Annotated in this window: 14 protein-coding genes; 8 read left to right on the forward strand and 6 right to left on the reverse strand. The window is 69.8% G+C overall.

Annotated elements, in window-relative coordinates:
- Positions 1-130 precede the first annotated feature (130 nt).
- The 7 genes from GGR24_RS17695 (at position 131) to GGR24_RS13975 (ending at position 8904) form a co-directional block, all read left to right on the forward strand.
- On the forward strand, positions 131-988 hold the full coding sequence (locus GGR24_RS17695) for an ImuA family protein (RefSeq protein ID WP_246398441.1): 858 nt from the start codon (positions 131-133) through the stop codon (positions 986-988).
- Positions 924-2438, forward strand: coding sequence for a Y-family DNA polymerase (locus tag GGR24_RS13950; protein WP_246398443.1), 1515 nt, complete (start codon positions 924-926; stop codon positions 2436-2438). The genes GGR24_RS17695 and GGR24_RS13950 overlap by 65 nt, the downstream gene beginning before the upstream one ends.
- Positions 2435-5689 (forward strand): error-prone DNA polymerase, encoded by a 3255-nt coding sequence (locus GGR24_RS13955; protein WP_183395973.1) that lies wholly within the window; start codon positions 2435-2437, stop codon positions 5687-5689. Before GGR24_RS13950 ends, GGR24_RS13955 begins: the two co-directional genes overlap by 4 nt.
- Before the next feature lie 82 nt (positions 5690-5771).
- Complete coding sequence (locus GGR24_RS13960) at positions 5772-5960, forward strand: YegP family protein (RefSeq protein ID WP_183395974.1); 189 nt, start codon at positions 5772-5774, stop codon at positions 5958-5960.
- Positions 5961-5993: 33 nt separating this feature from the next.
- Positions 5994-7136, forward strand: a complete 1143-nt coding sequence (locus tag GGR24_RS13965; RefSeq protein ID WP_183396033.1) for a DNA (cytosine-5-)-methyltransferase — start codon at positions 5994-5996, stop codon at positions 7134-7136.
- Positions 7133-7576: a very short patch repair endonuclease gene (locus GGR24_RS13970; RefSeq protein WP_183395975.1), complete on the forward strand. Its 444-nt coding sequence runs from the start codon at positions 7133-7135 to the stop codon at positions 7574-7576. Before GGR24_RS13965 ends, GGR24_RS13970 begins: the two co-directional genes overlap by 4 nt.
- A gap of 74 nt (positions 7577-7650) precedes the next feature.
- Positions 7651-8904, forward strand: a complete 1254-nt coding sequence (locus GGR24_RS13975) for a sensor domain-containing diguanylate cyclase (RefSeq protein WP_343066258.1) — start codon at positions 7651-7653, stop codon at positions 8902-8904.
- 19 nt (positions 8905-8923) lie between these two features.
- Here GGR24_RS13975 and GGR24_RS13980 read toward each other — a convergent pair whose 3' ends face one another.
- The 4 genes from GGR24_RS13980 to GGR24_RS17875 all read right to left on the reverse strand — a co-directional run bounded on the left by GGR24_RS13980 (position 8924) and on the right by GGR24_RS17875 (position 11533).
- Complete coding sequence (locus tag GGR24_RS13980; protein WP_183395976.1) at positions 8924-9100, reverse strand: YegP family protein; 177 nt, start codon at positions 9098-9100, stop codon at positions 8924-8926.
- 85 nt (positions 9101-9185) lie between these two features.
- Positions 9186-10991, reverse strand: coding sequence for a translation elongation factor 4 (gene lepA, locus GGR24_RS13985; protein WP_183395977.1), 1806 nt, complete (start codon positions 10989-10991; stop codon positions 9186-9188).
- 75 nt (positions 10992-11066) lie between these two features.
- Positions 11067-11258, reverse strand: coding sequence for a VOC family protein (locus tag GGR24_RS17870; protein ID WP_343066259.1), 192 nt, complete (start codon positions 11256-11258; stop codon positions 11067-11069).
- A complete protein-coding gene (locus GGR24_RS17875) occupies positions 11243-11533 on the reverse strand; it encodes a VOC family protein (protein WP_343066260.1) in 291 nt (96 codons plus the stop codon). Before GGR24_RS17875 ends, GGR24_RS17870 begins: the two co-directional genes overlap by 16 nt.
- A gap of 745 nt (positions 11534-12278) precedes the next feature.
- On the opposite strand from GGR24_RS17875, the gene GGR24_RS13995 reads away from it, so the two are divergent.
- On the forward strand, positions 12279-12482 hold the full coding sequence (locus tag GGR24_RS13995) for a hypothetical protein (protein WP_183395978.1): 204 nt from the start codon (positions 12279-12281) through the stop codon (positions 12480-12482).
- A 21-nt stretch (positions 12483-12503) separates the two neighbouring features.
- Here GGR24_RS13995 and GGR24_RS14000 read toward each other — a convergent pair whose 3' ends face one another.
- Positions 12504-12890, reverse strand: coding sequence for a GFA family protein (locus tag GGR24_RS14000; protein WP_183395979.1), 387 nt, complete (start codon positions 12888-12890; stop codon positions 12504-12506).
- Positions 12891-12958: 68 nt separating this feature from the next.
- On the reverse strand, positions 12959-13144 hold the full coding sequence (locus GGR24_RS14005) for a DUF2735 domain-containing protein (RefSeq protein ID WP_183395980.1): 186 nt from the start codon (positions 13142-13144) through the stop codon (positions 12959-12961).
- Positions 13145-13267 lie beyond the last annotated feature (123 nt).

A 13267-nucleotide genomic window follows, 5' to 3' on the forward strand; every position in this document is an offset into this window, starting at 1 on the left:
TAAGCTGTAACGGCCGAAGAAGCAATCCGGGAGAACGCAGCCGCTCCTTGCGTCCGAGGGAGTCGGTTGACTCGTCTCCCGGGAGGATTCCATAAGAACAAAACAGGAACTTTCAGGCGGCGGGAACGGCATGGGCGCGGCGGAGGAAACGCTGGGCGCGCTACGGAGCGCGCTCGCCCGGATCGATGCGGGAGCCGGGCGGCCGCCAAGAAGCGGAAGCCGGGTCACGCTGGGGGTCGGTCCGGTCGACGACGCGCTTGGCGGCGGCCTGAGACGCGGAGCGCTGCATGCGGTGACGGCGGCCTCAGCGGCCGCGGCGGCGGCGGCGAGCGGGTTCGCGGCGGCGCTCGCGGCGCGATCGATCGGCGAGGGGAGGGCGGTGTTATGGATCCGACAGGACATGGCGGGATGCGAGAGCGGCGAGCCCTGGCCGCCCGGTCTTGCGGAGCTCGGCCTCGACCCGGCCCGCATCGTGCTGTTCCGGGCGCCGAACATGGACGCGGCCCTGAAGGCCGCCGAGACGGCGCTCGGCTGCCGCGCGCTGGCGGCGGCGCTGATCGAGCCTTACGGGGCGCTGAGGCGGTTCGACCTTGTGGCGGGTCGGCGGCTTGCGCTCGCCGCCGGGCGTTCCGGGGTCATGGCGCTGCTCCTGCGGACCGATTCATCCGCCTCGACCGCTCCCGGACTCTCGATCGCCGAGACGCGCTGGCGCGTGTCGCCGCTCGCCTCTTCTTCCGCCGCCGAGGATTGGGGATGGCCCCGCGCGACAGTGGAGCTTGTCCGCAACCGCCTCGGGCCGCTTGGCCGTTGGCCTCTGGAGTGGGCGGATGACGGCCGCTTCCGCCTCATCGAGCCTGCCGTCGCTTTTGGGGACGACGCCGGCCGCTCCGCCGGCGCCCGGTCGGCGCATCCTGGCGCTCGCTTTGCCGAACCTCTCGATCGACAGGGTGCGGCGGAAGGAGGCGTTTTCCGGCGGCGAGCCGGATGAGCGGCCGCTGGCGATCGTCGAGCGCGCGGGCGGCTTGCTGCGCCTCGTCGCGGTCGACGCCCGCGCGGCGGCGGCCGGCTGCGTTCCGGGAGCGGCGCTCACCCATGCGCGCTCGATCTGCCCGGACCTGCGCGTCGACATCGCCGATCCGAGGGAGGACGCAGCTCTCCTCGGCTCGGTCGCGGACTGGTGCGACCGCTACACGCCGCTGGTCGCGCTCGATCCGCCCTTCGGGCTGACGCTCGACATCTCGGGCTGCGCGCATTTCTTCGGCGGCGAGGCTGCGCTCGCCGAGGATCTCGTCGCCGGCCTGCGTCGCCAGGGCTTTATGGCCCGCGCCGCGGTGGCGGGCGCCCCCGGGCCGGCGCGGGCGCTCGCCTGGTTCTCGCAAGGCGCCGTCCCGCCGCCCGGAAGCGAGGCCGCGCTCGTCGCAGAACTGCCGATCGCGGCGCTCAGGTTGGAGGAGGCTGCGCGGCTCGGCCTCGTCCGCGCCGGGCTGAAGACGATCGGCGACGTCGCCGCCCGCAGCCGGAGCGAACTCGCCGCGCGCTTCGGCGCAAGGCTCGTCTCCATGCTCGACGAGGCGCTCGGGCGAGCCGAGACGCCGATTTCGCCGCGCCGTCCGGTCCCCGTCCGGATGGTCGAGCGGCGCTTCGCAGAACCGCTCTCCAGCGCCGACGCGGCGCTCGCGGTTCTGCGCGCGCTCGCCGGCTCGCTCGCTGCGCGCCTGGAAACTGCGGGCGAAGGGTTGCGGGAAGCCGAGGCCGCCTTCTTTCGCGCCGACGGCAAGGTCGTGCGCATCGCGCTCGGCGTCGGCGCGCCGACCCGCGACCCGGACCTTCTGCTGCGCCTGTTCCGTGAACGTCTCGACGCGCTGGCGGACCCGCTGGATCCGGGGTTCGGCTTTGACCTCATGCGGCTCTCCGCGCTCGCCGTCGAACCGCTGACGCCGAGTCCGCAGGGTTTTGGTCCCGGCGAGCGGGCGGATGACGAACTGGCCGAGCTGGTCGACCGTCTCTCGGCCCGCCACGGCCGACGCCGCGTGCTCCGCTTCCTGGCCGGCCACGCGCACCGGCCGGAAGCCGAGGCTGCGCCGCGTCCGGCGCAGGACGTCCGCGAGGCCGCCGCCTGGCCGCAGGTCCGGACAGGCGAGCCGCCGCGCCGGCCGCTCCGGATGTTCGCGCGGCCCGAGCCTGTCGAGGTGCTGGCGGAGGTGCCGGACGGGCCGCCGCTGCGCTTCGTCTGGCGGCGTGCGACCCACCATGTGGTGCGGGCCGAGGGGCCGGAGCGCATCGCGCTCGAATGGTGGCGGGACGACGAAGCGCCGCTGACCCGCGACTATTTCCGCGTGGAGGACACCGTCGGCGCCCGCTTCTGGCTGTTCCGCGACGGCTTGTTCGGCCGCGAGGTCCGCCATCCGCGCTGGTTCGTGCATGGGCTGTTCGCATGACCGGCCGCTTCGCCGAGCTCGCGGCCATGACCGCCTTTTCTTTTCTGCGCGCCGGCTCCCGGCCCGAGGAGTATGTGGCGGCCGCCAGCTTCTACGGCGTCGAGGCGATCGGCATCGCCGACCGCAACACGGTGGCCGGCGTGGTGCGGGCTTACACGACGCTGACCAATCCCGAGCTGCCGCGGCCGGTGAAGCTGCTCCCGGGCGCGCGTCTGGTCTTCGAGGACGGCTCGCCGGACATCGTGGTCCACCCTTATGACCGGGCGGCCTGGGGACGGCTCTGCCGGCTGCTCTCCATCGGCAAGCAGCGGGCGAAGAAGGGCGAGTGCCTGCTGCGCCTCTCCGACCTCCTTGATTGGGGAGAAGGGCTGAACGCCATCGTCATGCCGCCGCCGCATCCTGGCGCGGAGACGAGAGCGGCCGTCGAAGCCCTCCGGGGCGCTTTTCCCAAAACGCTCTGGCTTGGCGCGACCATGCCGCGGCGCGGCGACGACGGGCGTCGGCTGAGCCGGCTCAAGCGGCTCGCCGACCGCTGCAGGGTCCCGCTGATCGCCACCAACGAGCCGCTCTACCACACGCCGGAGCGTCGGGCGCTGCAGGACGTCGTCACCTGCATCCGCGAAGGCCTGACGCTGGAGACGGCCGGCCGCATCCTCGAAGCCAACGCCGAACGCCACCTCAAGCCGGCCGCGGAGATGGAGCGCCTGTTCCGCGACGCGCCGGAGGCGGTGGCGGAGACGCTGCGCTATGCCGAGAGGATCGTCTTCAGTCTCGATGACCTGAAATACAACTACCCGAGCGAGCCCATCCCTCCCGGAAAAACCCCGCACGGCCATTTGCGGGATCTGGTCCGCGAGGGCGTGAAGCGCTTCTATCCGCAGGGCGCGCCACGCAAGGTGGAGAAACTCCTCGCCAAGGAGCTCGCTTTCATCAAGCGCGAGAACTACGCGCATTATTTCCTGACCGTGCACGACATCGTCGCCTTCGCGCAGTCGATAGGCGTGCTGTGCCAGGGGCGCGGTTCGGCCGCGAACTCGGCCGTCTGCTACGTGCTCGGCGTCACGGCCGTCGATCCGGCGGAGACCGACGTGCTGTTCGAGCGCTTCCTCTCCAAGGAACGCTCCGAGCCGCCGGACATCGACGTCGATTTCGAGCACGAGCGGCGCGAGGAGGTCATCCAGTACATCTATGAGCGCTACGGCCGGCATCGCGCCGCGCTGGCCGCGACGGTGATCCACTACAAGCCGCGCAGCGCCATCCGCGAGGTAGGCAAGGTTTTCGGGTTGAGCGAGGACATCTCCGCCGCGCTCGCCGGCACGGTCTGGGGCAGCTGGGGCTCAGGCCTCGACGAAGTCCATGTGCGCCAGGCGGGCCTCGATCCCCAGAACCCGTATCTCAAGCGCGCCGTGGCGATCGCCTCCGAGTTGGTCGGCTTTCCCCGTCACCTTTCCCAGCATGTCGGCGGCTTCGTCCTGACCCAGGACCGGCTGGACGAAATCGTCCCCGTCGGCCCCGCCGCGATGCCGGACCGCTCCTTCATCGAGTGGGACAAGGACGACATCGACGCGCTCAAGATCATGAAGGTCGACGTGCTGGCGCTCGGCATGCTGACCTGCATCCGAAAGGCCTTCGACCTGATCCGCGCGCATGACGGGGAGGATCTGTCGCTCGCTTCGGTTCCGAAGCAGGATGACGAGGTCTACGCGATGCTGTCGCGCGCGGACTCGCTCGGCGTGTTCCAGGTCGAGAGCCGGGCGCAGATGAACATGCTGCCGCGGCTGCGGCCGAGGAAGTTCTACGACCTCGTCATCGAGGTCGCGATCGTCCGGCCCGGCCCGATCCAGGGCGACATGGTGCATCCCTATCTCGCGCAGCGGGCGAAGGACCCCGCGAGCATCGTCTATCCCGGTCCGGCGCCCGAACATGGCGAGAAGGACGAGCTCAAGAAGGTGCTGGAGAAGACGCTCGGCGTGCCGCTGTTCCAGGAGCAGGCCATGCGGATCGCGATGGTGGCTGCGAAGTTCTCCGGCGAGGAGGCCAATGCGCTGCGCCGCTCGATGGCGACTTTCCGCAACCGCGGCGGCGTCGACGTGTTTCGCGACAAGATGGTCGGCCGCATGATCGCGCGCGGCTACGATCCCGAATTCGCCAACCGCTGCTTCAAGCAGATCGAGGGGTTTGGCTCATACGGCTTCCCGGAGAGCCATGCGGCGAGCTTCGCCAAGCTCGTCTATGTCTCGTCCTGGCTCAAATGCCGTCATCCGGCGGCGTTCGCCTGCGCGCTGCTGAACGCGCAGCCCATGGGGTTCTACGCTCCGGCCGAGATCGTCCGCGACGCCCGGGAGCACGGCGTCGAGGTGCGCGGCGCGGATATCGCGGTCAGCTTCTGGGACAACACGCTCGAAAGGCGTCCCGACGGCGCGCTGCGCATCCGGCTCGGTTTCCGGCAGATCGAGGGTTTTCGGCAGGAATGGGCAAAGGCGCTCGTCGCGGCCCGTTCGGGCTTCTTCACCTCGATCGAGGAGCTGCGCCGCCGGACCCGGTTGCCCAAGGCGGCGCTCGTGAAACTCGCCGACGCCGACGCCTTCCGTTCGATGAAGCTCGACCGCCGCGTCGCGCTGTGGGAGGTGCGCCGCCTGCCGGACGACGTCGCCCTGCCGCTGTTCGAGGCCGCGGACGCCGCCGACCACGCGAGCGAGGCGACGGCGCCGCTGCCCGCCATGCCGCTGACGGAGCATGTCGTGGCCGACTACCAGACCACGCGGCTGTCGCTCAAAGGCCATCCGATGCAGTTTTTGCGCGCGCTGTTCTCGGGCGAGGGCGCGGTGAGCTGCGCCGAGGTTCGCGCGGCGCGCGACGGTCGGCGGCTGAAGGCCGCCGGCGTCGTTCTGGTGCGGCAGAAACCCGGCAGCGCCAAGGGCGTGGTGTTCATGACCATCGCGGACGAAACGGGAATCGCCAACGCCGTGATCTGGCCCACGATCATGGCGCGCTTCCGCAAGGAGGTGATGGGCTCGCGGCTGGTGCTGATCGAGGGCCGGGTGCAGCGCAGTCCGGAGGGAGTCGTCCACCTCGTGGCGGAAAGCCTGGTGGACCGCTCCCGCGAATTCGGCCGTCTGTCGGAGCGCGAGCTCAAGCCGCAGCTCTCCAACGCCGACGAGTTCCTGCACCCCCAGATGGAGCGTGGCGCACGTCCGCGGATCCACCCGCGCGACGTGCGAATCATGCCGAAATCGCGGGATTTCCACTGAATTTGAGCAGGGTCGTTGGCGGCTGACCGGGACTTGCTCTAGCGTCCTTCCCTGAGCGGGCGCGCCACTTGGGAGGACGTCGATGTACAAGTTCGAGATCTACAAGGACAGCAAGGGCGAGTACCGCTTTCGCTTCAAGGCCTCCAATGGCGAGACGATGTTCGTCTCCGAAGGCTATGTGGCCAAGGCCTCGGCGGTGAAGGCGATCGAGTCGATCAAGAAGAACGTCCCGGAGGCTCCGGTGAACGACACTACGACGGCGGTCGCCTGACGAGCCGTCGGACCTGCTGAGCGCGAGGCGGCGATCCCAACCTTCTACGAGTTCTTCGCAGGCGGCGGCATGGCGCGGGCCGGGCTCGGCCCCGGCTGGCGCTGCCTGTTCGCAAATGACCTCAGCCCCAAGAAGGCCGCGTCCTACCGGGCGAACTGGGGCGACGACGACCTGTGGGTCGGCGACGTCCACGACGTCACGCCCGCAATGCTGCCTGGACGCGTCGACCTCGCTTGGGGCTCCTTCCCTTGCCAAGATCTCTCTCTTGCGGGGGCCGGAGCAGGTCTTTCGGGCGGCCGCTCGAGCGCCTTCTGGGGGTTCTGGAATGCGATCCTCGCGCTCAAGGCGGAAGGCCGGGCGCCGCGCACGCTGATCCTCGAAAACGTCGTCGGAACGCTCACGTCGCGCGGCGGCAGGGATTTCGCGGCCATCGGCGCGGCGCTCGCGTCCGCAGGCTACCGCTTCGGCGCCATGGTGATCGACGCCGCGCTGTTTCTGCCGCAGTCGCGGCCGCGCCTGTTCATCCTCGCGGTCGCCGACGACCTCGCGCCGCCGCCGCAGACGGCCGCCTCCGCCCCATCGGCGCTCTGGCACCCCAAGGCCCTCCTCGCGGCTCACTCCGCGCTCGACGAGCAGTCCACGAGAAGCTGGATCTGGTGGCGCCTCTCTGCGCCTCGGGCCAATGTTCCCTGCCTCGCCGACCTCATCGAGGACGAACCTGTGGGCGTGCGCTGGCATGCGCCAGAGGAGACCGAGGCGCTGCTCGCCCTGATGGCCCCGCTGCACCGCGAGCGGATCAGAGCGATCGCGGCCTCCGGCGAGCGGCGGGTCGGGGCGGTCTACAAGCGGATCCGGACGGACCGTAACGGCGTCAAGGCGCAGCGCGCGGAGGCACGTTTCGACGGGCGCGCCGGCTGCCTCAGGACGCCCGCCGGCGGCTCCAGCCGGCAGACGCTGCTTCTCGTCGAGGGCGACCGCATCCGCAGCCGGCTGATCTCGCCGCGCGAGGCGGCGCGCCTGATGGGTCTCGACGAGAGCTACCGCCTGCCGACGAGCTACAACGACGCCTACCGGCTCGCCGGAGACGGCGTGGCGGCGCCGGTCGTGCGTTTTCTGGCCGCCGAACTGCTGGAGCCGCTGCTCGGCTGCGCGACCGCGGCGCAGGCGGCGGGATGATCGCGCCGCCCTCGGCGGAGCGCTCGGCGGTGATGCGAGCCGTGAAGGGCCGCGACACGCGGCCCGAGATGCTCGTGCGGCGCGCCGCTCACGCTCTGGGCTACCGGTTCCGGCTGCACCGCAAGGATCTGCCTGGAAGCCCGGATCTGGTGTTTCCCTCGCGTCGCAAGGTCGTCTTCGTCCATGGCTGTTTCTGGCACGGCCACGACTGCGCCCGCGGAGCGCGCGCCCCCAAGGCCAACGCGGAGTACTGGAGCGCCAAGATCGGCCGTAACGTCGCGCGCGACGCCCGGGTCCTGGTCGAGCTCCGCGCGCTCGGCTGGGAGCCGCTCGTGCTCTGGGAGTGCGAGCTCAAGGACCCTGCGGCGCTCGCCGGCCGGCTGCGCCAGCACCTTGGCGGGTCGCCGGGATTTTCGATCGATCCTGGCAACCAAATGTAAGCCGGCTGCGCCCATCGTGCCGGAAGCCGCCGGGAGGGGGCGGGGCCGCATCGGCCATAGCAGGAGTGTTCGCAGTGGGTTCTGACCAAGCTTCCGTGGCCGCCATTCACGTCGAATCGGCCGAGGCGAGCGAGGAGGAGCGCCTGGCGGCGCTCGCGCATTACGACGTGCTCGACACGCCGAGCGAGGAGGCGTTCGACCGCGTCACCCGGCTCGCCGCCAGGATTTTCGACGTGCCCATGGCCCTGGTCTCGCTGATCGACGGGCACCGGCAATGGTTCAAGTCGCGCCGCGGCCTGCACCTGCAGGAGACGCCGAAGGGCGACGCGTTCTGCTGCGTGACCATCCGCGAGGGCGCGCCGCTGGTGATCTGCGACGCGAGCGCCGATCCGCGTTTCGCGCAGAATCCCTATGTGGTCGACGAGCCGCATGTGCGCTTCTACGCCGGCGCGCCGCTTCGCACGCCGGAAGGCCACGCCATCGGCACGCTGTGCGTGATGGACCGGGAGCCGCGCAGCTTCGACGAGGAGCAGGTCGCCATCCTGGGCGACCTCGCGCAGATCGTCATGGAGGGGCTGGAGCTCCGCCTTCTCGCCAACACCGACGCGCTGACGGGCGCGCTGTCGCGCCGGGCGTTCCGTGAGGAGGCGACGCGCGCGCTGCATCTCGCGGCCCGCCACCGCAACGAGATCAGCCTGATCAACCTCGACCTCGACCGCTTCAAATCGGTCAACGACACCTATGGGCATGCGGTCGGCGACGCGGTGCTGGCGCGCAGCGTCAGGGCCTGCCTCGGGCAGTTGCGCAAGTCCGACGTGATCGGCAGGCTGGGCGGCGAGGAGTTCGCGGTGCTGCTGCCGCAGACCGGGCCGCGCGCCGCGCTCGACGTCGCCGAGCGGCTGCGGCTCGCCATCTCGGCCGAGACGCACGCCACGCCGGAGGGCGAGCTGAGGGTCACCGCGAGCCTCGGCGTCGTCTCGGCCGAGGCCGGCGCGACCGACATCGACCCGCTGCTGCGCGAGGCCGACGCGGCGGTCTACCGGGCGAAGGCCGAGGGACGCGACCGCTGCGTCATGGGCCGCTCCGCGACGCGCGAGAAGCCCGGACGCCGGCGCGTGTTCAAGGGCGGCCGCATCCTGTTCAACAAGGGCGCCTCGACCATCGATTGCACGGTCCGGGCGCTGTCGCCCACCGGCGCCGGGCTCGACGTCTCGACCGTAGTCGGACTGCCGGAGCGCTTCGACCTCGCGATCGAGGCCGACCAGATCATCCGCCCCTGCCGGATCGTCGAGATGAAGGACCGGCACGTCGAGGTCGAGTTCGCCTGATAGCCCCGGCTGCGCGGTCTCAGGTCTCGTCGTCGGTGCCGGCGTCCGCCGCCTTCGCCTTCACGACATCGATCGCGTTCTTGGCGGATTGCTTGCTCGTGTAGGTTTCGGTGACGCAGATCGTCTGCCCGTTATCGGCCACGAACACCCAGTAGTACTGGTTGTCGCCCGACTTCTTGATCTTGAACTTGGCCATCTTCAGCCCCCCCCCTCGCGTGTGCTCATGAAAATTCACACGCGGAGGTTGTCGTGTCAAGAACGAAAGCCGAACCTGATGCCGCTCACTCGTCCATCTTCAGGGCGGCGATGAAGGCCTCCTGAGGAATCTCGACGCGGCCGAACTGGCGCAGCTTCTTCTTGCCGGCCTTCTGCTTCTCCAGCAGCTTGCGCTTGCGGGTGGCGTCGCCGCCATAGCACTTGGCGGTGACGTCCTTGCGCAGCGCCCGGATGGTCTCGCGGGCGATGATCTTGCCGCCGAGCGCCGCCTGCACCGGGATCACGAACAGATGCGGCGGGATCAGCTCCTTGAGCTTCTCGCACATCGCGCGGCCGCGGGCCTCCGCGCGGGTGCGGTGGACCAGCATCGACAGCGCGTCGACCGGCTCGGCGTTCACCAGGATCGACATCTTCACCAGGTCGCCGACGCGGTAGTCCGTGATGGCGTAGTCGAACGACGCGTAGCCCTTCGAGATGGACTTCAGCCGGTCGTAGAAGTCGAACACCACCTCGTTCAGCGGCAGGTCGTAGACCACCATGGCGCGCTTGCCGACATAGTTGAGGTCGATCTGCACGCCGCGCCGGTCTTGGCAGAGCTTCAGCACCGCGCCGAGATACTCGTCGGGCGTGAGGATCGTGGCGCGGATCCAGGGCTCGGAGATCTCGTCGATCTTGACCACGTCCGGCATGTCGGCCGGGTTGTGCAGCTCGATCTCGGAGCCGTCCGTCATCTTGATCTTGTAGATGACCGAGGGCGCGGTCGCGATCAGGTCGAGGTTGAACTCGCGCTCCAGCCGCTCCTGGATGATCTCGAGGTGCAGCAGGCCGAGGAAGCCGCAGCGGAAGCCGAAGCCGAGGGCCGCGGAGGTCTCCATCTCGTAGGTGAAGCTCGCGTCGTTGAGGCGCAGCTTGCCCATCGCGGCGCGCAGGTCCTCGAAGTCGGCTGCGTCGACCGGGAACAGCCCGCAGAACACCACCGGCTGCGCAGGCTTGAAGCCCGGAAGCATCTCGGCGGTCTGCCGCTTCTCCTCGGTGATGGTGTCGCCGACGCGGGTGTCGGCGACCTCCTTGATCGAGCCCGTCAGGAAGCCGATCTCGCCCGGGCCGAGCTCCGCGACGTCGGTCATCTTCGGCGTGAACACGCCGACCTTGTCGACGTCGTAGGACGCGCCGGTGCCCATCAGGCGAATCTTCATGCCCTTCTTGAGGACGCCGTCGACCACCCGCACCAGCACCACGACGCCGAGATAGGTGTCGTACCAGCTGTCGACGAGCATCGCCTTGAGCGGCGCCGCGCGGTCGCCCTTGGGCGGCGGCAGCCGGTTCACGATCGCCTCGAGCACGAGGTCGATCCCGATCCCGGTCTTGGCCGAGATCGGCACCGCGTCGGAGGCGTCGAGGCCGATCACCTCCTCGATCTGCTCCTTGACGCGGTCGGGCTCGGCGGCCGGCAGGTCGATCTTGTTCAGGACGGGCACGATCTCGTGACCATTGTCGAGGGCCTGGTAGACGTTGGCGAGCGTCTGCGCCTCGACGCCCTGGCTGGCGTCGACCACCAGCAGCGAGCCCTCGCAGGCGGCGAGCGAGCGCGACACCTCGTAGGCGAAGTCGACGTGCCCCGGCGTGTCCATCAGGTTGAGGATGTAGGTCTCGCCGTCCTGCGCCTTGTAGCTGAGGCGCACGGTCTGCGCCTTGATGGTGATGCCGCGCTCCTTCTCGATGTCCATCGAGTCGAGGACCTGTTCGGTCATCTCACGCGCCTGCAGCCCGCCCGTCTGCTGGATCAGGCGGTCGGCGAGGGTGGACTTCCCGTGGTCGATGTGGGCGACGATCGAGAAGTTGCGGATGTTTTTCTGCGGCGCTGCGGTCATGGCGCGGCGGATAGCAGGGGGCGGCCGCAACGGCAAGGAGATCAGGGCCCGCCGACGCGCCCCTCAGCCTTCCGCTTAGGCCTTCAGGGCCGCGAGATCGAGCTTCTCCATCCCCATCAGGGCCGTCATCATGCGCGGCCCTCTCATGGGATCGCCGAGAAGACCGAGCACGAACGAGGGAAACACCTGCCAGGGGAAGCCGTAGCGATCGACCAGCCAGCCGCATTGCCGCGGCGCCCCGCCATCCGCGATCAGCGCGCGTCCCACAGGCGGTCGATCTCCTCCTGGGTCTCGAGGGCCGCCGCGAAGGACACCGCGAGCGGGTCCGCCTGAGCGGGGGAGCCGCCGTTCAGCGCCATGTAGGGCCGGCCCGCCAGCGTGAACTCGACCAGCAGCACGGAGCCGGCCGGGCCGCCGGGGGTGTCGACCGGGCTTTTCTGCACCCGATCGATCCGGCTGTCCGGAAGCAGGCCGGTATAGAAGCGGGCGGCCTCCTCGGCCTGATCGACGAACCACAGGCAGGGCGAGATCTTCGGGCGCATCTGAATCCTCCGGCGGGCTGCGTTCGGGGCAAGGACGTTCAGTGAACCGCGAGGCCGACGGCGGCCGCGAAATAAAACGCCGTCATTTACCCATGCGCGCGGAGGCGCCCGGCGGGGCGTCGGGGGCGTGACGGGGAAGGAAGGCGTGGATGCTCGCAAGCGGGCCTGACGCGGAGCGGGGCCTGCGGGGTCCGTCGCGGGCCGGAGACTCCCCCGCGGCTGCGCCCCGTGCCCGAGGCCCCACCCGACCTCGGCCTTGTGGCCGAGGCCACCCTCCCCGCGGCTTCGCCGCGAGGAGGGTGAGATGCGTCGCGCTCGAGCGAAGGGCACTCTTTCCCTCCCTCGCAGAGGGGAGGGTGGACGGGCGAAGCCCGGCCGGGTGGGGTGTTCTCAGAAGGAACCGCCCGAACCTCCGCGTCATGCCTGCGCCTTCGCGCGGGTATCCACGACTTGCTCAAGTGTGACGGCGAAGGAAGGCGTGGATGCCCGCAAGCGGGCATGACGGCGAGGCGGCTCTGCGGGTCCGTTGCAGGCCGGAGAACGACGGGCGGCTGCGCCCCTACGCCCAAGGCCCCACCCGACCTCGGCCTTGCGGCCGAGGCCACCCTCCCCACGTCTTCGCCGCGAGGAGGGAGAAAGTGGCGTTGCGGCTGAGAGGCGGGCCGAGCGGATAGCCGTTCGTCCGCCTCGACAGCGGGGCGGCGGGGTGGAACGGTGGCGCCCCGAAAGAGCCGGGGCTCCGCCGATGAAGATGATTTCGCTGACCGACGCCGACACGCGATCGCTCGTCTTCCTGCACCCCGCGAACGTCGTGGCGGTGCGCGAGCATGGCCGTCAGACGATGGTGCACACCGCCGGCGGCGGCACCGGCGGCGACGGGCTGATGTTCACGGTGCTCGAGCCGCTCACGGAAGTCATCGAGAAGATCAACGCCTGCCTGAGGGCGTGAGGCGCCAGCGGCCGCGCGGCTTCACCACTCCGGCTTCTGCGGCAGGCTGTCCGTCAGTTCGTAATAGTCGGACTTGGACGCGACGAAGATGTGCTGCGCGAGCCGCAGCCCGGTCGGCCGGTCGAGCGTTCCGGCGGTGACGTAGGTCTGATCCTCCACCTCGCTCGCCCAGAACAGATTGCCGCCGCAACGCGCGCAGAAGCCCCGGCGCGCCGTCTCGGAGGACTGGAACCAGGCGAGCGTGCCGGAATCCTGGATGGTCAGCTCGTTGGTGCGGCAGGCGGCCATCGCCGCGAAGGCGCCGCTGGTGCGGGCGCACTGCACGCAATGGCAGGCGACGGGCGCGCCGAGCGGGCCCCTAATGAGGTACCGGACGCCGCCGCACAGGCAGCCGCCGCTCTGCGACATGCTCGACCCTCCGTCACGCCGTCAGGCTATGCCCGGCGGCGGGGCCTGAACAGTCGCTCGCGAGGCGCTCAGTGCTTGCCGCTGCGGCGGGCGTCCTCGATCGCGGCGTCATGGTACCAGCCGCTCGAAGCCAGCACCTTGACCTGCGGAGCAGGGGCCTGGGAGGCGGCCTGTCCGGGCCGCTGGCGGCCGAGACCGAGATGGCGAACCGGGAACTGATAGATCTTGGCGGAGCCCTGGATGGTGTTGGTCATGGGCGTTTCTTTCGTCTTGCTGTTCCCCGGAATGTAGCACCGCCTGTCCTGAATTTAAGCGGTCTGCCTAATCAAAAAGCAGCAATTGCCGAAACTACGTGCAGTCGGCCGATTGCCGCAGCG

Source organism: Hansschlegelia beijingensis, from assembly GCF_014196425.1.
Lineage (GTDB): Bacteria > Pseudomonadota > Alphaproteobacteria > Rhizobiales > Methylopilaceae > Methylopila > Methylopila beijingensis.

Excerpts from the sequence above, each read along its gene's own strand:
- GGR24_RS13960 (WP_183395974.1), top strand. The coding sequence starts at position 5,772 with ATGTACAAGTTCGAGATCTACAAGGACAGCAAGGGCGAGTACCGCTTT.
- GGR24_RS14000 (WP_183395979.1), bottom strand. The coding sequence starts at position 12,890 with ATGTCGCAGAGCGGCGGCTGCCTGTGCGGCGGCGTCCGGTACCTCATT.
- GGR24_RS17695 (WP_246398441.1), top strand. The coding sequence starts at position 131 with ATGGGCGCGGCGGAGGAAACGCTGGGCGCGCTACGGAGCGCGCTCGCC.
- lepA (WP_183395977.1), bottom strand. The coding sequence starts at position 10,991 with ATGACCGCAGCGCCGCAGAAAAACATCCGCAACTTCTCGATCGTCGCC.
- GGR24_RS13955 (WP_183395973.1), top strand. The coding sequence starts at position 2,435 with ATGACCGGCCGCTTCGCCGAGCTCGCGGCCATGACCGCCTTTTCTTTT.
- GGR24_RS14005 (WP_183395980.1), bottom strand. The coding sequence starts at position 13,144 with ATGACCAACACCATCCAGGGCTCCGCCAAGATCTATCAGTTCCCGGTT.
- GGR24_RS13970 (WP_183395975.1), top strand. The coding sequence starts at position 7,133 with ATGATCGCGCCGCCCTCGGCGGAGCGCTCGGCGGTGATGCGAGCCGTG.
- GGR24_RS13995 (WP_183395978.1), top strand. The coding sequence starts at position 12,279 with ATGAAGATGATTTCGCTGACCGACGCCGACACGCGATCGCTCGTCTTC.
- GGR24_RS17875 (WP_343066260.1), bottom strand. The coding sequence starts at position 11,533 with ATGCGCCCGAAGATCTCGCCCTGCCTGTGGTTCGTCGATCAGGCCGAG.
- GGR24_RS13980 (WP_183395976.1), bottom strand. The coding sequence starts at position 9,100 with ATGGCCAAGTTCAAGATCAAGAAGTCGGGCGACAACCAGTACTACTGG.